Source organism: Parazoarcus communis SWub3 = DSM 12120 (genome assembly GCF_003226565.1).
In the GTDB taxonomy this organism is placed as follows: domain Bacteria; phylum Pseudomonadota; class Gammaproteobacteria; order Burkholderiales; family Rhodocyclaceae; genus Parazoarcus; species Parazoarcus communis.
On sequence record NZ_QKOE01000008.1, the window covers coordinates 22,024 to 44,535 of the forward strand.

The 22,512-nt window shown below is 62.2% G+C and carries 16 protein-coding genes and 1 tRNA gene; 4 read left to right on the top strand and 13 right to left on the bottom strand.

Annotation, left to right across the window (positions count from 1 at the left end):
- Nucleotides 1–47 precede the first annotated feature (47 nt).
- Entirely contained in the window at nt 48–986 is a 939-nt protein-coding gene (locus DNK49_RS12530) for a class I SAM-dependent methyltransferase (RefSeq protein ID WP_110525038.1), read from the top strand.
- Here the strand turns inward: DNK49_RS12530 and DNK49_RS12535 are convergent.
- The 13 genes from DNK49_RS12535 to DNK49_RS12590 all read right to left on the bottom strand — a co-directional run bounded on the left by DNK49_RS12535 (nt 904) and on the right by DNK49_RS12590 (nt 17,234).
- The gene (locus tag DNK49_RS12535; RefSeq protein ID WP_110525257.1) at nt 904–1,803 is read right to left on the bottom strand and encodes a class I SAM-dependent methyltransferase; all 900 of its coding nucleotides are present in this window, start codon (nt 1,801–1,803) and stop codon (nt 904–906) included. The genes DNK49_RS12530 and DNK49_RS12535 overlap by 83 nt on opposite strands.
- Nucleotides 1,804–1,810: 7 nt before the next feature.
- A complete protein-coding gene (locus DNK49_RS12540; RefSeq protein ID WP_110525040.1) occupies nt 1,811–7,000 on the bottom strand; it encodes a tetratricopeptide repeat protein in 5,190 nt (1,729 codons plus the stop codon).
- 2 nt (nt 7,001–7,002) lie between these two features.
- On the bottom strand, nt 7,003–7,767 hold the full coding sequence (locus tag DNK49_RS24405; protein WP_207806970.1) for a class I SAM-dependent methyltransferase: 765 nt from the start codon (nt 7,765–7,767) through the stop codon (nt 7,003–7,005).
- A 58-nt stretch (nt 7,768–7,825) separates the two neighbouring features.
- Nucleotides 7,826–8,860 carry a glycosyltransferase gene (locus tag DNK49_RS24410; RefSeq protein WP_207806971.1) on the bottom strand — a complete coding sequence of 345 codons (1,035 nt, stop codon included), beginning with the start codon at nt 8,858–8,860 and terminating at the stop codon, nt 7,826–7,828.
- A gap of 45 nt (nt 8,861–8,905) precedes the next feature.
- Nucleotides 8,906–9,757, bottom strand: a complete 852-nt coding sequence (locus DNK49_RS12550; protein ID WP_110525042.1) for a FecR family protein — start codon at nt 9,755–9,757, stop codon at nt 8,906–8,908.
- 49 nt (nt 9,758–9,806) lie between these two features.
- Nucleotides 9,807–11,114, bottom strand: coding sequence for a surface lipoprotein assembly modifier (locus tag DNK49_RS12555; protein WP_207806972.1), 1,308 nt, complete (start codon nt 11,112–11,114; stop codon nt 9,807–9,809).
- Between the two features lie 292 nt (nt 11,115–11,406).
- Nucleotides 11,407–12,324, bottom strand: coding sequence for a WcbI family polysaccharide biosynthesis putative acetyltransferase (locus tag DNK49_RS12560; RefSeq protein WP_110525044.1), 918 nt, complete (start codon nt 12,322–12,324; stop codon nt 11,407–11,409).
- Nucleotides 12,325–12,630: 306 nt separating this feature from the next.
- Nucleotides 12,631–12,707 (bottom strand) — tRNA-Arg (locus DNK49_RS12565).
- Between the two features lie 86 nt (nt 12,708–12,793).
- A complete protein-coding gene (hemW, locus tag DNK49_RS12570; protein ID WP_110525045.1) occupies nt 12,794–14,023 on the bottom strand; it encodes a radical SAM family heme chaperone HemW in 1,230 nt (409 codons plus the stop codon).
- Complete coding sequence (rdgB, locus tag DNK49_RS12575; protein WP_110525047.1) at nt 14,020–14,616, bottom strand: RdgB/HAM1 family non-canonical purine NTP pyrophosphatase; 597 nt, start codon at nt 14,614–14,616, stop codon at nt 14,020–14,022. The genes hemW and rdgB overlap by 4 nt, the downstream gene beginning before the upstream one ends.
- A 3-nt stretch (nt 14,617–14,619) precedes the next feature.
- Entirely contained in the window at nt 14,620–15,339 is a 720-nt protein-coding gene (gene rph / locus DNK49_RS12580) for a ribonuclease PH (protein WP_110525049.1), read from the bottom strand.
- A 19-nt stretch (nt 15,340–15,358) separates the two neighbouring features.
- Nucleotides 15,359–16,276 carry a PP2C family protein-serine/threonine phosphatase gene (locus DNK49_RS12585; protein WP_110525051.1) on the bottom strand — a complete coding sequence of 306 codons (918 nt, stop codon included), beginning with the start codon at nt 16,274–16,276 and terminating at the stop codon, nt 15,359–15,361.
- 10 nt (nt 16,277–16,286) lie between these two features.
- Nucleotides 16,287–17,234 carry a serine/threonine protein kinase gene (locus DNK49_RS12590; RefSeq protein ID WP_110525053.1) on the bottom strand — a complete coding sequence of 316 codons (948 nt, stop codon included), beginning with the start codon at nt 17,232–17,234 and terminating at the stop codon, nt 16,287–16,289.
- 93 nt (nt 17,235–17,327) lie between these two features.
- Here DNK49_RS12590 and DNK49_RS12595 point away from each other — a divergent pair, with 93 nt between their 5' ends.
- The 3 genes from DNK49_RS12595 to DNK49_RS12605 all read left to right on the top strand — a co-directional run bounded on the left by DNK49_RS12595 (nt 17,328) and on the right by DNK49_RS12605 (nt 22,490).
- Nucleotides 17,328–18,194, top strand: a complete 867-nt coding sequence (locus DNK49_RS12595; RefSeq protein WP_110525055.1) for a YicC/YloC family endoribonuclease — start codon at nt 17,328–17,330, stop codon at nt 18,192–18,194.
- A 271-nt stretch (nt 18,195–18,465) separates the two neighbouring features.
- On the top strand, nt 18,466–20,343 hold the full coding sequence (locus DNK49_RS12600) for a polysaccharide biosynthesis protein (RefSeq protein ID WP_243632349.1): 1,878 nt from the start codon (nt 18,466–18,468) through the stop codon (nt 20,341–20,343).
- 224 nt (nt 20,344–20,567) lie between these two features.
- Nucleotides 20,568–22,490, top strand: coding sequence for a glycosyltransferase family 2 protein (locus tag DNK49_RS12605; protein ID WP_207806973.1), 1,923 nt, complete (start codon nt 20,568–20,570; stop codon nt 22,488–22,490).
- Nucleotides 22,491–22,512 lie beyond the last annotated feature (22 nt).

Consider the following 22,512-nt stretch of genomic DNA (forward strand, 5'->3'; position numbering starts at 1 on the left):
ACCTCTTTCCCCCGTTTCCTGACCTACCGGATCACAGTCCTGCAACCATGCAACATGTTCATGCGCTAGGCCATATTGACGACACTTTGGCGAAAAAGCTGGATCAGGCCTGGGGGGCGCCGGATGACTGGGCGGCTTGCGGTTGGCATTGGACTCAATTGGACGAGGTGCGTGCTGCCATCAATCGCAAGGTCACAGGCGATGCAGCCTTGTCGCCACTGGCGTGGTTCTTCCGGGTCGTCGGGATGGCGCAGGCGCTTCCACTGACGCGCGTGCTGGTGCTTGGTTGCGGCGCTGGACGGGTGGAGCGGGAGGTCATGCAACAGGGCTGGGCGCGCGAGGTTGTGGCCATCGATCTGTCAGCCAAGGTGCTGGAGGTGGCCCGCGCGGAGGCCACAGGTCTGCACGGCATTGGCTATTTCCAGGCTGACATGAATTGCCTGCCGATTGGGGATGGCCCATTTCAGCCGGCTGCTTTTGATGCTGTGCTTGGGGTATCCAGTGTTCACCATTGCGCCGAACTGGAGTGCCTGTACCAAAGACTTGGTGTGTTGCTTCGACCCGGCGGATTCCTGTTCCTCGATGAATATGTGGGGCCGGATCGTTTCCAGTGGCCAGACGCCCAGTTGCGTCATCTCAACCGGCTCGCCGGGCTGCTTCCCACGCACATGATGAGCACGTTGCAAGGGGAGTACCGAAGCTGCTTTCGCGCACCCAGCGTAGCTGAAGTGATCGCGGTCGACCCTTCCGAGGCGGTGCGGTCGTCCGATTTGTTGTCATTGCTCGGGGCGTACTTTGTTGATGTGATGGTTCGCCCCTATGGCGGAGCCATCTTGCATCTGCTTCTGGCCCACACCGCTCAGAACTTTGTGGGCGAAAAGGCGGCGCCCTATCTCCACAGCGTCATGGCTGCCGAGGATGAGCTATACCGCAGTGGCCAGTTGCAGCATCACTTTGCTTGTGCGATTGCACGCCGGCCCGGCTGAGCCAGTCGGCCATCCAGGCCCAATTGTTTTGACCCAGCAGCATCAGGCGTTGAGGGCTTTCCACCGCCTGGGTGGCGGGTAGCCGTCGATAGGCCTGACGGATCAGGGGCAAGCGTTCCTGCAGCAAGGTGGATTGGGGGTTCAGACCGGTGATGACCGTCAGGCCGGAGGGGGCGACGGGTAATGTGACCATGTGCAGATCAGGACGCAGGGCCCGCAGGCATGGCACCATTTTCCAGGTATCGCCGGTATAGAAGCCTGTGTTGCGCACGCTGCCTGAGGTGGATTCAGTCAAGGGCAGGGTGTCGTGCAACAGTACGACGGATTCTGGTGCCGCGTGGCGTTCCAGTGCGATGAAGTCTTCCAGAACGCTTTCAAAGCGGTGGTCTCCGTCTATGAAGGCCAGATTGAACCCTCTCTCGAGACCGCAGCCGTCTGGCACCGAGGCAAAGAAGGCGGCGCTGGTCTGGCGGAACAGCCGGGCGGGGGCGCCGCACACCTCCAGGGGGTTACCCAGTGGATTCGGATCAATGGCGATGACCTGGCTGGCTGCTTGGACCAAGGCGAGCGAGGCGCCGCTTTCCACGCCAATCTCCACATAAAGGTCGGGCTGCAGTCGCTGGTGGAACCAGTTTAGCCATTCGTGGTAATTCGGTCCTGGCCAGCGCAAACGTGCCAAGGCTTGATGAGCGGAGGGCAGATTGGGTTCCTCTGCCAACAGTTTCCACAGGGCCGCTGCGGCCCGCTCGGGCTGGCCCAGTGCCATCCAGTGCTTGAACTGCTGGGCCGCTTCTCGGTCGAGGGGGTGTTGCTGCATGTGGATGTCAGACGCCCGCCGCCGCATTGCGCACCAGCTGGCGGACGGTACTCATGAATTGTTCCGGGGCGTAACGGGTCTGGCAGGTTGCCCAGGCGGCTTGTTGCTGCAGCCGCCAGGCGACATCGTCCTGCAGCAGGCGGGCGATTTCCTGCGCGAAGGTGGTGGAGTCGGCAGCGCCACGGATGTCTGTTCCATGCTCCCAGGCGAGCTGCTCCACCAACAAGGATGAGGCCACCACGGGAATGCCATGCGCGGCCGCTTCAATGACTTTCAGTGGCACACCACCGGCAAAGCGGGCCGGGGCGATGAAGACCCGGGCCTGGTCATAATGGGGCGCCAGATCTGCCTGGGCCCCCAGCACCTCCAGGTGTGTGCCGGCCAGCGCTGCGACGCGGTAGGAGCGGCATTCGCCGACAACGCGCAGGCGAGGTAATGCGGGCAGCCGTTCGCGCAGCTGGGGCAGGACCTCTTCTACAAACCAAAGCAGGCCGTCCTCGTTGGGCGTGTCGGGGTGCAAGGCACCGACAAAAAGCAGCCCCTGGCGCAGGCTGGCGTCAGGAACATCCCGACGAACGGAGATGGCGTGGCTGAGCGTCGCGACTTCGTGACCCGCCGAGCGGAAGTGTGCAGCATCAATCGCGGAGACGACGACGCTGCGATAGGTGCCTTGAGCCTGTTCCAGTTCGGCTTGCAGTCGGGCCTCGGCCTGCTCTGGGGTCAGAGGGCGGCCTTTCGCTGCGGCCTCTCCGATTTCCCGCAAGGCGAACAAGGCCTCCGAGTCATAAATGATGCGCATATGCTCGAACAGCTCCGGACGCCGTTCACGCAGGGGTTGCAGGGCCTTCAGATTGGGCGGGCGGCTGACCCAGAGCACATCGTAGACGTCACGTCGCTGCTCGAGGAAGCGCTCGAGTCCGGCCATGCCGAAGCTCGGGCCCAGCATGACTTCAGTGCTATGCGGAAGGGAGGCATACACCGCCTCCCAATCGTCTTCGAACCGCCACAGGGGGTACAAGGTTACCGGCCAGCCTTCCAGCGCCTGCAGTACCAGGCGCGCCCGGGGTAGCCCCCCGCCACGGGCCATGTGGGGTACTTCGTTCTCCAGCATCAGGATGCGGGGCTTGCGCGGATTGTCGGTGGGTGAATGCCAGCGGTCTCCATCCAGGGGGACGGGGCGGGGGGACGGCTGCTGCGCCAGCCAGTTATGCTGCTTTGCCAGAAAGCGGCGGCGGTTGTCACGCATCCGTTGTTCGGCCTCGCCGTTGCCGGCGCTACCCCATTCCAGATGCTCCACCAGCACCCTCGGCTCGTAGACAACGCGGAAGCCTGCCTGCCAGACCCTTACGCAAAAGTCGCTGTCTTCGTAGTAGGCAGGCGCGTAGTCCGGGTCGAAACCACCCAGCATGTGCCACAGGGGGGTCGGTACTGCCAAGTATACGCCAGAGCAGTAGTCGGTATCGCGACTGGCCATGGCTGCAGGTGACCAGGGGGCTTCGCCGCGGCCGACGCCCAAGGCAGAACCATCCCGGAAAAGGGTGTTGCCTGCTTCTTGAAGTCCGCCGGACATGAGTACGATGCGCCCCCCCAGGGCGCCAATCGAATGGTCCTGCTCCAGCCGCGTGACGGTCTGTGCCAGTGCGCCCGCTTGCACGATGGCGTCATTATTCAGGAAAAGCAGATGGCGACCACGAGCAAGGGCCGCCCCCTGATTCGCCGCCAGCAGGAAACCATGGTTTTCGCTGTTTCGGATGATGCGTGCGCCTTGTACGCGATCGAGCAGTTGGCCGGTTTCCGCACCGGAGGCATTGTCCACAATGATGACTTCAAAGTCGGTGTCACGTTGATCGGCCAGGGCCTGCAGCGTGCGCAGACTGAGACCCGCTTGCTTGTACAGCACGATGATCACCGAGAGCGCCGGGACGTCCTCGGGGAAGGAAAAATGAATTTGCGCTTGCTTTTCCAACCAGGTTTCGAGCCTGCGGCGGGCGAGTTCCCGTACCCACTGTTTCGGGTCGGAAGAAGACCCGGTTTCAACATGCTTATTGATCCAGCTGGTGCAGCGCGCCTCAATCTGCTGCGCCAGGCGTCGGCCATCAGTAAGAGAGGAGCTGCGTATGCGCTGGCGTAGCGCCAGGCGGTGGGCGGTCAAGGCGGTCGCATTGCTCGCCAGTTGCACGGCAAGGGTGATGAAACCGTCGGCACTGTCTGCTACCCAGGTGTCCAGCCCCAGGGCTGACAGAATGGACAGTCCTTGGCGTGCCCCGGCCCAGTCTCCCGCGCGAGATACCACCGGCACGCCCATCCACAAGACGTCCAGCGTGCTGAGACCACCGTTGCCGGGGAAGCTGTCGAGCACCAGATCAATCTGCTGCAGCCATTCAAGCAAGCTTTCGTAGCCTCTGGGGGGATCGAACTCGATGCGCTCGGCGACCACCCCGTGGACTGCCATGAAGCCAAGGATCTCCCTGCGCTGGGGCCAGTCGTCACTCACCAGACCGATGAATCGGATGCGCGACTCGGGTACCGCCGCGACAATGCGGGCAAAGGTGTCAAGCGTGACGGGGTTGAGGCGGAGGCCGCGGGCGGTGACGCCAAAGGTGATTCTGCCGCAGCTCAGCGAGGGAGGGGGGTGCGGGGTGGGGGCGTGTTCTGGGGGGGACCAGCTCCACTGCCCTCCTTCCAGCCACCAGACCGCCTCTTCGTAGCCGTGCTGATGTTCCAGAGGAAGGGCAGCCGAATCGCTGAGTAGCACATCGAACAGCCCCCCGGATGTGCCCCAGCAGCCCAGCCAGCCAATTTGCAGTGGGGCAAGGCGTCTGGCGTAAAGGGTGAGCAGCAGGTCCTGCCCTTCGAATGGATGCAGGCCGCCAGCATCAATCACGACATCGACCTGGTTTGCGGAGCAGGAGTCTGCCAGCTCGTCAGGTTGCAGCGGATGCTGGTGGACGTGAGCGGGCAACCCGGCCAAGTGCAGGTTGCTGTAGACGAACACTTCTACCTGGGTCGGATCGTGGCCCGCCATGACCGGAACGAGCAACCGTTCATGCTGCTGGCTGGCGATGTAGGCGATACGCAAGCGGGCAGTGCTTCGTCCTGAGGGTTTGGCTCCCCAATGCTTTGACAGACCAGCCTCAAGCTTGAGTTGCCGGAAAGCGCTGCGTGCCTGGAAGGCCAGTTTCTCTGGCGTCAATGTTGAATCCAGCGAGGCCGCATAGAGGCTGGCGTAGGAAAACCAGGGCTCGCTGGGAAAGGCAGCAGCGCTGATTTGCGCAAGCCGGGTCAGGTAGGCATTGCCGTAGCGAGCGACGGCCTCGGCCAGCGCCTGCTGGCAGGCTGTCTTCCACACTGGCCATGGCAGCAAGGCGCACAGTGTACGTACTTCGCTTACCCCCAGACCGAGTAGCCGCACCAACATGGGGGCACTCTCATCAAGTCGCTGCCGGCACCTGGTCAGGACACGGTCCCGCCAGTCAGGGATGGGGCAGGCGCCGAGGCTTTCCGTAAGTAGCCGGGTTTCCAGCATCAAGGCACTGGGCCATTCTGGCCGTACTGTGTGCAAGGCTTCGACGGTTTTCAGGCCTTCTGCGAACCTTCCGGCGCGCAGCCGTACTTCGGCAAGCTCCAGCAAGATAACCGGGTTGTCCGGTGCCAGCTCGCAAGCGCGCAGGAATGCCAGTTCAGCATGGCCCAGGCGATGGTCGGCAACATAAATCCAGCCGAGTTGGCGCAGGCTGTCGATGCGCGCAGGGTCCAGTTCCAGCGCCGTATCGATGGCGTCCTCTGCCTCAGAAAGCCGTTTTTGCTGGTAGCGCACCTGCGACAAGGCTCGCCAGGCCTCTGCGTTTGCGGGCTCGGCAACGACGGCGTCTTCAGCATGTCGGGATGCCGTTGCAAGTTCACCCGCCGCGGCCAGGATAAAGGCGGCCTGAATCAGCGCAGCGGACTCTCCTTGGCGCAGTGTGAGCAGGCGGAGGGCTGCGTCCACGGCGACTGGACGATCATCTTGCTCGTGCGCGGTCCAGCCCAGGGTGCGCAAGGCTTCGATGTTTGCAGGATTGAGCCGGAGCGCCCGTGCCAGCGCAAGTCGGGCCCTCGAATGCCGTCCCCTACGGAGGTGTACCACAGCCAAAAGGCGCCATAGGTCGCTGTGAGACGGGGTCTTGCGCAGCCGTCGCAGCAGCAGATGACGGGCTTCGTCGTGACGTCCAAGGTCAAGCAGTGCCCGGACCATCAGGTCCTGGGCTGGTTCGGAGTCGGGTTGCTGGCGCAGCACGTGCTCCAGCAGCCAGTGGGCGTCCACGGGCCTGCCCCAGTCCAGCTGCAAACTTGCACGACGCATCAGTGCATCGGTGATGCTCATGTCCCGCTGCTGAACTTCGTTGAACGCCTGATCGGCAGCATGCAACTCACCCGACTCGTGCTGGAACACACCCAGCTGATGCCATCCGGCGACATGGTCGGGATGGCGTTGGGTGAGTCGGGTTGCGATGTCGACGGCCGCTTTCCTGCAGCCCAGCTTCCAGGTGAGCCTGGCCAGCTCCAGCAGTAGCGCCGGCTCGTCGGAAAAGCTTGCGAGCCCGTCTTCCAGTGTGTTCCGGGCCGCATCGGGCTGCCTCAACGCATCTTGGCATTGGGCAAGATGAAGATGCAGCGGGACTTGTTCCGGGGCATCGGAAGCCAGTGTTTCTATGGCTTCATCATAAGTTGAGCTGGCTTCCGCGTATAGCTCCAGAGACTGCAGCAGCCAGCCAGTTTGCAGCAGACGGGCGGGAGTGCGCTCGGCTGTCAGCGCGAGCCGCGCCCAGATCAGGGCCTCCGGTAACTGCCCCAGGTCGTGCAGCACCCAAGCCAGGGTAAACGCGGCTTCGTGCAGCATCGGGTCCAGCTGGCAGGCACGGCGAAGGGCCTCACTGGCCGTACGGGTTTGCCCGTGGCGCAGCGCCAGCAAGCCGCAGTACCAGTGCAAGGGGGCGTAGTGCGGAGCACCGGTGCAGGCCGGGTTCAGCACGGCGGCGGCTGCATCCAGGCGGTTGTCATCCAGAAGGAAATAGCCGAGTGCGGCGGCGGCTTGGGGGGGGGCGGGTTCAGATGCGCAGACTTGCTCTGCAAGACTCAGCGCCCGTTGTCGGTCACCCGCTGCAAAAGCCTGCCAGGCCCGCTCGATCAGCCCGTCGATCTGGCGCTGCTCATCCATTTTCAGCGGCTTGCCTGGGCGCTGGTCAGCCCATCTGGTCGTTCGCAAACCACGGTAAACAAGGGCACAGTCCGGTTTTCTGACGGCTGGCTCTGGTGGTGGAACAGTATGCGGGATTCGGTGAACCCCAGCAGCCCCAAAGCAGAAATGAAGAACTGGGGCGTGAATTGCCACCAGGTATGCACCTGCTGTGCGCCCTGATGGGGTAGCAACATACAGACAGGGAGATCACCCAGGCTGGGGTTCCAGAGCTCGGTAACGATCACTGTGCGCCTGGTCCGACGGGCAACGCTCTCCAGGATGTCGAAGGGGCGGCGGCAATGCAGCAGCACGGAGGCAAGCAAGCTGATGTCGAACTTGCCCGCGGCTTCCGGGATGTTGCATGGATCGGCTTCAATCAGCTGGACGCTTGACTGCTTTTCGTCATGCACGTACCAGAATGAGTTGCGTACCCGCTCGATATGGCCAGTAAACTCGTCTCGCCATTTTTCGGTGTCATAACCTTCGATCGGGACGGTATCCCAAAGGTGTGACATGGGGGGCTCCAGGCAGGTGACCTGGGCGCCTGCCGCTTCCATGTGAAAGGAGAGGAAGCCACTGGCCGGACCAATTTCCAGCACTGACCGGCCATCGAAGTCCACGTTGCCAAGATATTCCGAGGTCGCCAGCCGGAGGTCCCAATCACCCACGACCTCGCCATCAGCCAGCGTGTAGGAGTGGTAGAAGCGGCAATCCTCGCGGCGAGGCTTTCGGGGAGGGACGAACATGAGTGGGTTCCTGCTCACAGGGCAGGCCTGTGGAAATGGATTGAAGGTCAATAGTGCGTCAGCGGATACCGTGAGCAGCCAGCTGGGTCAGCATCGTGTCGATGATGAACGGGGTGGAGAGTACATGCTCTGTGGCCTGTTGCCTGGCTGCGGCACTGAAGCTGCCCGTATCACGCTCGTTATAAAGGCGGCGTAGCGCCTGAACCCAGTCGGAAAGCGGGGCATGAGGGTCTACGACGAGCCCTCCATCACCGACCAGTCTGGGTAGCGCCCCCCGGCTGCTCGCCAGTACGGGCAAGCCGTTGAGCTGGGCTTCGACCACCGTACGGCCAAAAGACTCCTCCCATACCGAGGGCATCAGCAGTACGCGGGCTTCATGATAAACCTGCCGCATGTCCTGGGTTGGACCGCGCCATTCAATGTTGCCGAGCATCTGCGCCCTTGTCTGGCAGTGGCTGCGCCACTGGGGGGCGAGGCTCCAGCTTTCCAGGACCAGGAAGGGGAGTTCGGGGCAGGCGGCAGCCAACCCGAACATGATTTCCACGCCCTTGATGGGCGTGGGATTGACGAACAGTACCTTGTTGCCGGTTTCCGTGACGACGTAACGCTCTGGTGCAATGATGGGGGGGACCACCGTACAGTCGATGCCACAAAGGGTGCGCCAGCGTTCGGCGGTGAAGTCGGAATTGGCGAAGTACAGCAGGGATGCGTCGGGCAGCAGGGTTCCGGCCAACTGGTGGGTTTCCACATTGTGGAGATAGACTGCAGTGGGGCGACCGGTGGCGAGACTGGCCAGTACCATGGGCAGCAGGGCCGTACCGCTTTGTACCACGATCGCAGTGGCATTCCAGGCGGCGGCGGCCATGGCCAATGCGCTCTCAGGTGTGGCGCTGCGCATGACCAGGTAGCCCAGTTCCTCGTCACAGCGCGCCGGGCGGCTGGGGTCCGCGTTTCCGTGCTCACATTGGCCGCATAGTACGGCCACCTCAGCCCCCAGGTCCTTGATTGCCAGGCACAGGTCATGGGTCGTGGTCTGCAGTCCGCCCTGGATATCGGGAAGATGGGGGTAATTCGAGACGAAAAGAATACGCATGCGCGGAGGCTTGGCCCTGGGGTTGGAGCGGGGACTGTCCTGTTATCAGGATTGGATGTTGGTCTGGCTGGTGCCCAGCAGGGTTTGCAAGGTATTGCTTGGATTGGTGCTGAGCTGGTTCTGGGTGGTCGTTTGCAGCCGGTCACTTGCAAGGATTGCGTTGGGCTGCTGAGTCCCCGAAGGCCGATCGCTGGTGCTGATCAGCACGGTAGGCTGACTGGGGCTGGGGCTGGGGCCGGGACTGGAGGAAGAGATGGAATTGGGCGAGTTGAAGTGATTGGCGCCCAATGTCTGGGCTGAGATGCGCTGAGGGGGGCTAATCGTGTTGTTGGTGATGCTTGTGCCAAAACCTGGGCGGGTGACCGTCTGGGTTTGGCCGGAATTTTCGGTCACCCTCATCTGCTGACCGAACAGGAAGGTTGCACTGGTACTGTTGCCCGTGGTTTCTATGGTTGAGATGCCGCCGGAAATTTCAACCTTTCCTTGAGGTGTTCCGATCACGGTGGGATTGTTCTTGCTGATATGGCCACCGACCACGCGCAGGGAGCCGCGGTTCAGCGTAAGACCGATCTGACCAAGGCGGCTGCTGGTGTCGTAGCTGAAGGTCTCAATGATGACTTCGGAATCAGGCCCAATCGTGACCGCCGATTGATCAAGGAAGAGGATGTGCAATCGGCCTTCTGCATTGGTCCGCAGCTTCTGGCCTGGCAGAACCTCTGCACCTACGTGCAACACCTGGTCACCAGCAGCAAAGCTGGCGCCTGCAGTCGTCGCGGTGACGACTCCGGCCTGGATGGGCTGATTCGGCTGGGGGGACTGAGCCATGGCCGTTGGCAGCGCAGCCGTACTCAGTGCGGCGGCGAACCACAGGTCTTTGGAAATGGGCGGCGGGGACATCGCTGACTCCTCGGGCGATCAGTATTGGCTTTGTTGGAATGAACAGTACTTAGAACAGGTACACGACAGAGGCTTGCAATGACGTGTTCCTGTTGTCATAGTTGGGCAGGCTGGAATGGGTTTTCAGGTGTTCCAGGCGCCACTGAATCGACCATTTGTCGTCCATGGGAATCGTGAGGCTGGCACCGAAGCGCAACTCGTTGTCCTTGCGGGTCCGGTCAGCATTGATGGTGGGATCGCCCGCACCATACCTGCGCTGCGAGGCCCCCGTCCAGAGCGAGCTCAGCCAGTAGTCACCGTTGTCGCTGAATGGATTGGCGTGTCTCACGAAGTAGGTGAGCTGCAACTCCTGGCTGGTGTAGTCGTAATATGCCTTGCTGGTGTCGTGATCACGCAGGGCGAGTTCTGCGCTCAGTACCTGGCCGGGCGCCAACTCGCGCATCAGTCGCAAACGCAATCCGTTATCAGGCCCGCCCAACTGATTTGCGTCAGGCACATCTACCCGTGACGCGTAGTCATAGTGGCGGTATTCATAGGTCGCCTCGGCGAGGGTGCGCTCATTGAAACGGTATTCGACGTCGACGCCGACCCCCGCAGTGCTAAGGTACTGGTGCTTCTGTGCCAGTAGTTCTGCGGCAATCAGGTGCGGGCGTATCCGGAGTGCCGGCAGCAGGATGGGGGCCGGTTTGAAACGGATTCCGCTGGTGATCTCCAGCAGTGCAAGATCATAGGGTTCCGTCTGATCGGCCCGCAGCTTGCTGCCCGATGAAGAGCGATAGTCAACAACCTGGGCCACCAGGGAGCTGATCACCGAAGCCTCATTCTGCAGTCCAAGATCGTAACGATGGTCCACGCGGGCGGTCAGTTGCACATCCGTGTCGGAGTCCGGCTTGAGTTCGCGGTTCTGCGGTACCAGGGCTCCATTGGCATACACCATGTCCCTATGACTGCGGGCATTGGGGTTGGACTGGTGGCGAAGGCCGAGTATCACGAAGCCGCTGAACTGCGAGGTTTGGTTGCGTGCCGCTACATCGCGGAGCAGTGCATTTGCCTGGGCGCGGTGTTCGTCGGCAAGGCGCTTGTCCTCGAGTGCGCTCCGCAACAGCGCCTCAGACATGCCATAGGAGCCCATACGGTAATACAGCACGGCCAGTTCCAGTCTGATGCTGGGCGGTGCGTCAGGGTTGATCAGCATGCTTTCAAGCGCTGCCACCCCTCCTTCGTAGTTTCCAGCTTCGACAAGCAGACGGGCATAGCGCATGTTGAGCGCCATATCCGAAGGTGTGCGGGTGAGTTCCTTGAAAGCCTCATCAACCTGGCGATCCAGAGGAATATTCGCACCGGATACCTGCGCCAAGGAAACGCCGCAAAGGCAGCAAAGCGTTGTTGCAGTCGCCCAGCGCCATGCCAGGGTCCGGAGAGAAAAAGATGGGGCGCGCAATGGGGGCTCCTTGATGCTGCAGTCAGATAGTGGCCGAGATTGTATCCTTTTCGTAAGCTTCCCGCGTCGGGAGGCCTTGCTGGGGAAAACGTGTCGGTGACGCTGGCCCGGCCTGAGCCGTTTGATGCGAGTGCGAACAGCGCGAGCAGCTACGCAGCTCGATCAATACGAGATGGACGAGGCATTGGCAACTTTGATGCCACGGGCCTTACCAGCTGGTGTCATAGTCCAGATAGCGGCGCATGTACTCGGCGAAGGTCCATTGTTGCGTGTGCCAGCGAAAGCGCATGTCCGGTCGGTAAAACTTCAGCCCCAGACCTTCGGCGACGGCTGGTTCGATAGGCTCTTCTATGACGTCCATGTCTGGCATCGCGGCCAGTGCCGTGCCTAATCGCGCCCTTGCCATCTTGGCGTCTCCCCTCATGTAGGGTTGTATGGCTGACAGTGTGCGCATGGCCAGTTCGCCTATAGCCTCTGCCCGGACGTGACCGTAAGTCAGGAACAGGTGGCGTTCACGAAAATTGGTCCACACATAGTCGGCGATCTTTACGTCGCAGTGAGTGTCCCGATTTTCCAGTTTACGTTGAGCCCGCTCAAGCAGTGCCTTCAGGTCCGGCATGCATTTGGCGGAGAGTTGCATGTAGGCCTCAAGTGCTGACGGACCCTTGAGGCCACGCGTGACGACCTCCAGCGCCAGCCGGTTGCCATAGGGATAACGTCCCCAGACATAGGCGGGCTCGGCGACATTGCGGGGGTCGCCAACGGTAGAAAACGGCCACATGCAGGTCATGATGATGCTGGGAAAGACGATCCTCGGACAGCCTTCTGGGCAATGCGTGCGCAGGTATTTCCGCAAAGGCAGTCCATAGTGACGGACATCCTGCGCGTGCTCAGTGACCGGCAGTTCTGGTTGGCTGTCGTACTGTTCCAGATAGAGGCAGCAGCGGCGCATCTGCTCCGGAGTGGGGCGGTCTGCCACTTGGCCCGGTGGCGCGTGATTGAGCACACATAGATAGCCCTTCTCCCCGTGGGCGGCGGCCAGCAGCATGGCCAGAAACGGGATCTGGCAGTTGCCGTAAAGGACCACCAGTTCCGCATCTGGGGAGGGGTTGCCGTAAAACAGCATGGTTTCGATTGGGCTTGAGAATGGAAGATCGTGAGGTTATTTCAAATCAGTCATTGATGCACATCACTGCACAAGAGGCCTGGCCACCGTCATTCCGTGAGGGTTTGAGGGATGTGGCTTCGTTGCGTGATTGGCATGAATGAAAGAATGACTTTCGAGGTTCCCGCCAGTCGTGGCACGTTAGATGGGAACATTGAACGCAAAAAAGCCGGCACAGGGCCGGCTTCATTGCAGGATGGAGGGTGTATTCCAGAAACGTCACATGATGTGCAACCTTTCCTGTGCGGCTCCAATCCTTTGGTTTTATGGCGCGCCCGGCGCGATTCGAACGCACGACCCCTGCCTTCGGAGGGCAGTACTCTATCCAGCTGAGCTACGGGCGCAGGCCTGCTGACGGGAGTCCGTCAGCGAAGGGCGCAAGGATACCCCGGTTCTTCGGGCAAGTCCATTGGTGCGTGCGGTGGTGGCTTCAGTCCTGCAGAAAGTGTTGCAGCAGGTCGTTGAGAAAGCGCCGGCCCTGCTCGGTGGGTTTGAGCTGGCCGTTGGCGGTGTCGAGCAGGCCGCGTTGGCGGGCAGCGATCAGTTCGTCCTCGATCACGGTCAGCGGCAGGCCGGTGCGCTCGGCAAACAGGCTGTGCGGCACGCCGCCGGTCAGGCGCAGGGCGTTCATCATGAACTCGAAGGGTAGCTCCGCACTGCCGACGGTGCGGCGATCCTGCACGAAGTCGCCGCGGGCGGCGCCTTCCAGGTAGTGGCCGGGGTGTTTGTGCCGCATCTCGCGGACGATGCCCTCGTGGCTGGAGAGTTTGCCGTGGGCGCCGGGGCCGATGCCGAGGTAGTCGCCAAAGGTCCAGTAGTTGAGGTTGTGGCGACATTCCTGGCCGGGGCGGGCGAAGGCCGAGGTTTCGTAGTGGCGCAAGCCGGCTGTGGCCAGGCGGGCTTCGATGGCGTCCTGCATGTCGGCGGACAGGTCGTCGTCGGGCAGCGAGGGCGGGTTGTGGGCGAAGGGGGTGTTGGGTTCCAGCGTCAGGTGGTAGCACGACAGGTGGCTGACGCCGGTGGCGAGCGCGGTGTCGAGGTCGGCCAGGGCATGCGCGAGATCTTGCTGGGGCAAGGCGTACATGAGGTCGAGGTTGACGCGTTCGAAATGCTGCTGGGCGATGTCGATTGCACGCCGGGCTTCGTTGCCGTCGTGGATGCGCCCCAGGCGCTGCAGCATGACCGGGTCGAAGCTCTGGATGCCCAGCGACAGCCGGTTGACGCCAGCGGCGCGGAAGTCGCGGAAGCGATCGGCTTCGACCGTGCCGGGGTTGGCTTCCAGGGTGATTTCGGCCATCGGGTCGAGCGGCAGACGCATGCGCAGGGCGGTGAGCAGGCCGTCGAGGGTGGCGGCAGACATCAGGCTGGGGGTGCCGCCACCGATGAAGACGGTGTGGACCCGCCGGCCCCAGATCTGCGGTAGCGCGGCTTCCAGGTCGGCGATGACGGCGGCCAGCCAGTCGGCTTCGGGCAGGCTGCCGTCGGCGCTGCGTGCGGTATGCGAGTTGAAGTCGCAGTAGGGGCATTTGCGCACGCACCACGGAAAGTGCACATACAGCGACAGCGGCGGCGGGGCGGTGAGTTGCGACGCGTGGTCGCTGCGGCCTGCTGCAGGCCGCGCTGCGACGGGCTGCAGGCTGATGATGCGGCGTTCGGTCACAGTGGGTGGCGGGCGAGAGCGTCGAGCAGGTGGCGCATCGCGGCGCCGCGATGGCTCAAGGTGTTCTTGAGTGCGGCGTCGAGTTCGGCTGCGGTCTGGCCGAGTTCGGGCAGCCAGAACAGGGGGTCGTAGCCGAATCCGGCCTCGCCGCGCGGCGCATGCAGGATTTCGCCATGCCATTCGCCGTCGGCGATCAGCGGACGAGGGTCGTCGGCGCTGCGCACCAGCACGACGGCCGAGTAGAAATAGGCACGACGGTCAGCCACGCCGGCAAGTTTTTCGATCAGCAGCTGGTTGTTGCGGGCGTCGGATTTCGGCTCGCCGGCGAAGCGGGCGGAGATGACCCCGGGCGCGCCACCGAGCGCGGTCACGCACAGGCCGGAGTCGTCGGCGATGGCCGGCAGGCCGGTGGCGGCGGAGGCGTGGCGGGCCTTGGCCAGCGCGTTTTCGACGAAGGTGGGGTGGGGCTCTTCAGCTTCGCTGACGCCGAGCGCTGATTGAGGCACGATCTCGATGCCCAGCGGCGCGAGGAGCGCCTGCATTTCGGCAGCCTTCTTGGCGTTGTTGCTGGCAAGGACGAGACGCAGGCTCATGGCTCAGCCTCCGAGGGCGGATTTCTGCAACTCGACCAGACGACGGATGCCGGCGTCGGCGAGGTCGAGCAGGGCATTGAGTTCGGTGCGCGAAAAGGGCGTGCCTTCGGCGGTGCCCTGCACTTCGATCAGGCCGCCGCTGCCGGTCATGACCACATTCATGTCGGTGTCGCAGTTCGAATCTTCATCATAGTCGAGGTCAAGCACCGGGACGCCCTGATGGATGCCCACTGACACCGCGGCGACGAAGTCGGTCATCGGGTCGGTGGCAAGGGTGCCGTCGGCCAGCAGTTTGTTCAGCGCGTCGCGTACCGCGACACAGGCGCCGGTGATGGCGGCGGTGCGGGTGCCACCGTCGGCCTGCAGCACGTCGCAATCGATGGTGATCTGGCGTTCGCCAAGCGCGCCGAGGTCGACCACGGCACGCAGGCTGCGGCCGATGAGGCGCTGGATCTCCTGGGTGCGGCCACTCTGCTTGCCCTTGGCCGCTTCGCGGGCGCTACGGGTATGGGTGGCACGTGGCAGCATGCCGTATTCGGCGGTCAGCCAGCCCTGGCCCTTGCCACGCAGGAAACCGGGCACGCTGTCTTCCACACTGGCGGTGCACAGCACCCGGGTGTCGCCGAACTCGACCAGCACCGAACCTTCGGCATGACGGGTGAAGCCGCGGGTGATGCGGACGGGGCGGAGTTGATCGGGCTGGCGCTGGCTGGGACGGGTCATTGCGGGTGTTCCTGGTGACTTACTTGCTGAATTTCTTGATGGCGGAGTTGATTTCGGCGATGGCGCGTTCGATCTCGTCGTCGGTCAGGTCGATGGGCGTCGAAGGCGCGCGGCTGCGCTGAAAGGTGTCCATCTGGGTGGTGAAGTCGTTGAGCGCCATGGTCTGGGTGGAGATCGAGTCCGGCACGGCAGCGCCGATGTCGTCATGCCAGCACATTGCGATCAGCGACAGGTTATCGCAACTTGGGCCTGCGGCTTGCTCAGCCTGTGTCATCAGGGCGGGTACCTGGACGGACAGGTTGCTGCCGGTCAGTGCGAGGGCGATGGCATCGTTGTCGAGCGGCCCCCAGACGCCGTCGGAGCAGACCGCGATGATGTCGCCATCCTGCAGCAGGGTGCGGCGCGAGAATTCGATCTGCGGTGCGTGATTACCCCCGAGGCAGGAGTAGATGCGGTTGCGGCCGGGGTGGCTGGCGGCGCCCTGGGCGTCGAGCAGCCCCTGGTCCATCATCAGCTGCACGCGGGAGTGATCTCGCGTCTGCACGTGAACGCGACCATTGCGCAGCAGGTACAGGCGCGAGTCGCCGGCGTGCGCCCAGTGGGCGTAACCGTCCTGGATCAGGCAGGTGACGATGGTGGTGCGTGGCGCTTCGGGCAGATTCTTGTCCAGCGCGTAGTCGAGGATGGCGTGGTGCGCGCTCGACAGCGAACGTGACAGGAACAGCGCCGGATCCGACAGTTTGGGTTGGGCATCGCGCTGAAAGGCCTGGGTGATGTACTGCGCGGCGATGTGGGCCGCCACCTCGCCATGCAGATGTCCACCCATGCCGTCGGCGAGCACCATCAGCAGTGCGTCGCGCGAATAGCAGTAGGCGACGCGGTCCTGGTTGGTCTTGCGTTTGCCGATGCGGCTTTCCTGATAGATGGTGAATCTCACTGGGGTGTCCTCAGCCCTTGCCGATGAAGGATTTCAGCCGGGAACCCAGGTCGGTGAACCAGGTTGCCGGCATGGCTTCGCCTGCCTGTTTCTGCATCAACGACTTCTGCAACGTGTAGACGCTTTGCGGGCGTTTGAGCGGATCGAGGTGCAGGCACCATTCAATCAGCTCCAGTAGTTGTGCGGAATATTTTCCAGCATGCGATTTTGATATCGACTGCAGTGTATCGCGTTTGATGCGTTCGTCGGAGCGTGGCGGCGAGGTGCCCACCACGCAGGCATACATGCTTGCGCCGACGCTGTAGATGTCGCTCCACGGGCCGAGGGTCTCGCGGTTGCCAAATTGCTCGGGCGAGGCGAAGCCCGGGGTGTACATGGGCTTGAGCATGGGCTGATCCAGCGCCAGCGTCTGCCGTGCGGCGCCAAAGTCGAGCAGCACCGGGGTGCCGTCCATGCGCAGGTAGATGTTGGATGGCTTGATGTCCAGGTGCAGCAGCTTGTGGGCATGGACTTCACGCAGGCCGTTGAGCATGCGGGTGAACACGCCGCGGATGAAGCGTTCGCGTACCTCGCCCTTGTGCTTCTGGATGTAGTCGTGCAGCGTGCGTCCGCGCTCGAACTGCATCACCATGTACACTGTATTGTTGGCGCGGAAGAAGTTGAGCACCCGTACCACGTTGGGGTGCATCAGCTTGGCCAGCGAGCGGCCTTCCTCGAAAAAACACTTCATGCCATAGCGAAAGGCGGGCTGGTTATCGTCCGGCACCACGGGCTCGATCTCGCCGTCCTTGCGCAGCGCGAGCGAGTTCGGCAGGTATTCCTTGATCGCGACCGGCGTGCCTTCGGCGTCGTAGGCCAGGTAGACGATCGAGAAACCGCCCAGCGACAGCTGACGCTCGATCTTGTATTGATCGAGCTGAAAGCCGGAAGGGAGTGCGCAGTTTGCTTGAGGCGGCATCTTGGTGGGCGCTAAGATTCGGCTTTCCGCAGCTTTTCCAGTAATGGGTTCTGCAGTGTACCTGAACACGGCAGCTTCCCGGAGACCCCACCCATGATTCATAGCATGACCGGCTTCGCGGTTCAGACCCGCGATCTGGGCCCTGTCAGCCTGCATCTCGAGCTGCGCAGCGTCAATTCCCGTTATCTGGACCTGAACTTCCGCATCGTCGAGGACCTGCGTCAGGCAGAACCTGCGGTGCGAGAGCAGATCAGTGCCCGCCTGACCCGTGGCAAGGTCGAGTGCCGGCTCAATCTGCAGACCAACAGTGCCGCGCCGCGCAGCCTGGCGCTCAACAGCACGCTGATGACCCAGCTGGCTGAAGCCCAGGCTGCGGTGCAGGCGCGGTTTCCCGACGCCAAGCCGATGTCGGTGGGCGAGTTGCTGCGCTGGCCCGGCATGCTGGCCGACGATGGTGTGACTTTCGAGCAGATGCAACCGGTTATTGCCGAGATGACCCGGGTTGCGCTCGATGAACTGGTGGCTACCCGTCTGCGTGAAGGCGAGAAGCTGGCCGGGATGATCCGTGAGCGCATCGTGCGCATGCGCGAGCTGGTCGCCATCGCCACGCCGCGCATGCCGGAGGTTGTGCGCGAGTACCAGGACAAGCTCACCCAGCGTCTGCGTGATGCGGTCGCCACTCTCGACGAAGACCGGGTCCGCCAGGAGGTCGCGCTCTACGCTCAGCGCATCGATGTCGCCGAAGAGCTGACCCGCCTCTCCACGCATCTCGACGAGCTCGAGCGCATTCTCAAGACCGGTGGCTCGGCCGGCAAGCGGCTGGACTTCCTGATGCAGGAGCTAAACCGCGAAGCCAACACCCTGGCTTCCAAGTCGCCTGCGACCGACATCACCGGCGTGGCGATGGAAATGAAGGTGCTGATCGAGCAGATCCGGGAGCAGGTGCAGAACCTGGAGTGAGGTGCTGAGTCTGGTGGAGACGTGCGCCTGCTGCATCTGGCTGAATGTGTATCTTTTTAGCCAATTTTGGTGAATAAACTCAGTAAGTTGCTTATTTTTCTGGGTTTTTGCTTACAATTTGTCAGGGTATAGCGATGTGTCATCTGGCACCATGCCAGCCGGTATGGCAGGTGTCGGTATGGCCGCGCAGCAAGACTGATGTGGCGCCGGCCATTGTTGCGAAGTCGGCCAGAGAAACGAGGTGACGTGTTTGAGGAAATCAATCGCAGGGGTGTTTCGGATTCCCGCAAACTGGCGGTCACTGACTGTGTTCGGTTTCGACCTCTGCGCAGTCGTCATTGCGTGGCTGATGGCCTTGGGTGTTCGCTTCAACTTTACCTTACCCCCTGATTATTACCGTCTTGCTGTGATCGGCTTGCTTCTGCTGGTGCCGATGCAAGCCGTCATCTTCCGTGCTGCCGGTCTGTATCGGGGTATCTGGGTATTCGCCAGTCTTCCGGATCTGATGCGGTTGGCCAAGGCGATTCTGGCGAGTGGACTGGCGGTTGCGGTGGGCGGTCTGATGTTGCAGCCTGAGCCCGCCTTTCCGCGGTCGATGCTGCTGCTCTACCCGATGTTCCTGGCCGTCATCATGGGTGGCGGGCGCGTGACCTATCGTGTGTTCAAGGAGCAACGCGAGTACGGCGCACATCAGACACTGGGTCGGCCCGTGCTCGTGCTTGGTGTGGGCCGCGCTGCGGCGAGCCTTGTCCAGCAACTGGCCCATTCCAAAGAGTGGCGGGTGGTCGGCCTGCTGGATGATGATCCGGCCACCCGACATCGCGAAGTCTGTGGCATTCGTGTGCTGGGGCCAATTTCCAGCCTTGCGGAATGGGCGGGGGTGCTGAAGGTTCGTCACGCCATCATCGCAATGCCTGAAGCGGGCCTGGTGCGTTACCGCGATGTCGCCAACATCTGCATGCGCGCAGGTATCAAGGCATTCACGTTGCCGCCGATCGGGCAGATCATTGCTGGGCATGGCTCGGTGTCGCAGATGCGGCGCCTCAATCTTGAAGACCTGCTTGGTCGTGAGGCAGTCGTTATTGACACCCCCCAGGTGCGCGAACTGCTGAGCGGACGGGTCGTGATGGTGACCGGTGCGGGTGGTTCGATCGGCGCCGAGCTCTGCCGTCAGATCGCCCGCTTCGGTCCCGCACAGATCGTCGCTTTCGAGCAAAGCGAGTATGCCTTGTACCTGTTGGCGGAGCAGTTTGCTGAAATATTTCCTGAGATTCCGCTGGTGGCGGTGGCTGGCGATGTCAAGGATCGCCGGCGGGTGCTTGAGGTGCTTGAAAAGCACGTGCCTGCGGTGGTGTTCCATGCCGCAGCCTACAAGCATGTGCCACTCATGGAAGAAAACAACTCCTGGCAGGCGGTCCGCAATAACGCGCTTGGCACCTGGGTTGTTGGTCACCTGTCCGATCAGGTGGGGGTCAAGCGCTTTGTGCTGGTGTCCACCGACAAGGCCGTCAATCCGACCAATGTCATGGGGGCAACAAAGCGCCTGGCCGAGATCATCTGTCAGGTGCTGCAGGTCGGTGCGCGCTCGACGCGATACGAGATCGTCCGGTTCGGCAACGTGCTGGGCAGTGCAGGGAGCGTGATCCCCAAGTTTCAGGCGCAGATCGAGCGTGGTGGTCCGGTGACGGTGACGCATCCGGAGATCACCCGCTACTTCATGGCCGTACATGAGGCCGTGCAGCTTGTGTTGCAGGCGGCTGCGATGGGCGAAGGGGGGGAGATCTTCGTGCTCGACATGGGCGAGCCCGTCAAGGTGCTGGATCTTGCCCGCGACATGATCCGTTTGTCCGGGCATGCGGAAGACGATATTCCGATCGTATTCTCCGGATTGCGGCCTGGCGAGAAACTTTACGAAGAAGTATTGGCCGACTCCGAATGTACTCGTCCGACGCACCACCCCAAACTGAGAGTCGCCTGGGCCGCACCTCCGGACGGGTTTGCCATCGACAGCCTGATTCGCTGGATCAACGCTGCCAGGGTTCTGTCGGACGATGAGGTCCGTCGCGATCTACGTCGTTGGGTTCCGGAGTACGTACCTTATAATCCGCCCCGCCCTTACCTCGTCGAGGCCGAAACCCGCCGCGCTTGATGCCGGCAGGTGCTTGCGCTGCCATTTTCCCCGCATGCCGGGTCTTTGGCGTGGCCTTGGTTGCACTTGAGCATCCGGCGCCGATCCAGGCCGGTGCATGAATGCGCTGCCAGCCTTCGGCGAGGGACGTCAGGAACGATATAGATAGCTACAGAATGCCGATTTCGACAGATTCAAATGCAGCCGTCCGCAGTCCGCGAGCGCTCTTCAGGTATGTTCAGCGCTTGCGCAAGGTCGTTGCGCATTTGTGGCCTGTCGCAGTGCATGCGGTGTGTCATCCGGTGTGGGCTTTCGGGGCCTGTGGCCGCGCGTTGAGACTGATGCGCGCCGGGGGCATCGGTGCGCTTCGCAACCGCGTTTTGCTGCGCGAATCGGTGGTGTCCAGCCGACCGGAAGAGCATACCTATGCACGGTGGATCGAGTCGTTTGATACCCTCGATGATGCCGACCGCGCGCGCATGCGCCGCCAGATCGAAGCGTTCGCCCACAAGCCGCTGGTGTCGGTGCTGATGCCCGTGTACAACCCGCCCGCTGATCTGCTTGATGCCGCGATCCGTTCGGTCAGGTCGCAGATCTACCCCCACTGGGAACTCTGCGTCGCGGACGACGCTTCTACCGATCCCGAAGTGAAGGCAGTTTTACTGCGCCACAGCGCCGAAGACGAGCGCATCCGGGTGACATTCCGCGACCGCAATGGCCATATCTCGCAGGCCAGCAACACCGCACTGGAGCAGGTTCAGGGAGAATTCGTGGCCCTGCTCGATCATGATGACCTGTTGGCCGAGCATGCTTTGTTCCATGTTGCCGCAGCGCTCGACTGCAACCCGGATGCAGGCTTGATCTACTCGGACGAAGACAAGCTAGATGCCGAGGGGCAGCGCTACGATCCGTATTTCAAGTGTCAGTACAACATCGAACTGATGCTGGCGCAGAACATGATCTGTCATCTTGGCGTCTATCGTACTGCGCTTGTCCGCGAGCTCGGTGGCTTTCGCACCGGCTTTGAGGGCGCGCAGGATTACGACCTTGCCCTGCGCGTCATCGAGTGCCTGCGTCCGGCGCAGATCGTCCACATTCCCCGAGTGCTGTATCACTGGCGCGCAATCGAGGGCAGCACTGCGCTCGATGCTGGAGAGAAAGACTACGCTTCAAGTGCGGGGGTGCGCGCGGTGCAGTCTCATCTCGACCGCACCGGAGTCAGGGCCCGCGTCGTGCCCGCTCCGGAAGTTCCGGTGCTCAACAGGGTAATCTTCGAGTGTCCGGCACCTGCGCCTCGGGTCAGCATCCTGATACCAACCCGGGATCGAGCGGATCTGCTGGAGATGTGCGTGCGCTCGCTGCTCGAGCGCAGCACCTATGCCAACTTCGAGATCATCATCATCGACAACGGCAGCACGGAGCCGGAAACCTTTGCCCTGTTCGAGCAACTGCCGTCCGATCGTGTGCGCATCCTGAGGGATGAGGCCCCGTTCAACTTCTCGCGGCTCAACAACGCTGGGGCCGCCATTGCGCAGGGCGAACTGCTTTGCCTGATGAACAACGACATCGAGGTCCTGACCCCGGGCTGGCTCGAAGAAATGGTGTCGTTCGCGACACAACCAGGCGTCGGCTGTGTCGGCGCCCGGCTATGGTATCCCGATGGGCGTCTTCAGCATGGCGGCGTGATCATTGGTCTGGGTGGCGTGGCGGGGCATTCGCACAAGTATTTTCCGAAGGGGCATCCCGGCTATTTTCACCGCGCGGTGCTGCATCAGCGCCTTAGCGCCGTCACCGCCGCTTGTCTGGTGATCCGCAAGGCTGTGTATGAGCAGGTTGGCGGTCTGGATGAGTCGCTGGCGGTTGCCTTCAACGATGTGGATTTCTGTCTGCGGGTTCAGGCGGCAGGCTACCGGAACGTCTGGACGCCGTATGCCGAGATGAATCACCATGAATCCGCATCCCGAGGCTACGAGGATAACCCGGAGAAGCAGGCGCGCTTTGCCGGCGAGGTTGCCTGTATCCAGGCGCGCTGGGGGCGCAGTCTGCTTGAGGATGTCGCCTACAGCCCGAATCTGACGCTTGCTACGGAAGATTTTGCAATGGCATGGCCGCCACGGGTAGCAAATAATGAAGAATTTGCGGCTGCTCGGGTTAAGACGATCGAATGAGCTCGGATGATAGGAGTCATTC

Coding starts and splice junctions, on each gene's coding strand:
- DNK49_RS12530 (WP_110525038.1), top strand. CDS start 48: ATGCAACATGTTCATGCGCTAGGCCATATTGACGACACTTTGGCGAAA.
- DNK49_RS12535 (WP_110525257.1), bottom strand. CDS start 1,803: ATGCAGCAACACCCCCTCGACCGAGAAGCGGCCCAGCAGTTCAAGCAC.
- DNK49_RS12540 (WP_110525040.1), bottom strand. CDS start 7,000: ATGGATGAGCAGCGCCAGATCGACGGGCTGATCGAGCGGGCCTGGCAG.
- DNK49_RS24405 (WP_207806970.1), bottom strand. CDS start 7,767: ATGTTCGTCCCTCCCCGAAAGCCTCGCCGCGAGGATTGCCGCTTCTAC.
- DNK49_RS24410 (WP_207806971.1), bottom strand. CDS start 8,860: ATGCGTATTCTTTTCGTCTCGAATTACCCCCATCTTCCCGATATCCAG.
- DNK49_RS12550 (WP_110525042.1), bottom strand. CDS start 9,757: ATGTCCCCGCCGCCCATTTCCAAAGACCTGTGGTTCGCCGCCGCACTG.
- DNK49_RS12560 (WP_110525044.1), bottom strand. CDS start 12,324: ATGCTGTTTTACGGCAACCCCTCCCCAGATGCGGAACTGGTGGTCCTT.
- rdgB (WP_110525047.1), bottom strand. CDS start 14,616: ATGAGCCTGCGTCTCGTCCTTGCCAGCAACAACGCCAAGAAGGCTGCC.
- rph (WP_110525049.1), bottom strand. CDS start 15,339: ATGACCCGTCCCAGCCAGCGCCAGCCCGATCAACTCCGCCCCGTCCGC.
- DNK49_RS12590 (WP_110525053.1), bottom strand. CDS start 17,234: ATGCCGCCTCAAGCAAACTGCGCACTCCCTTCCGGCTTTCAGCTCGAT.
- DNK49_RS12595 (WP_110525055.1), top strand. CDS start 17,328: ATGATTCATAGCATGACCGGCTTCGCGGTTCAGACCCGCGATCTGGGC.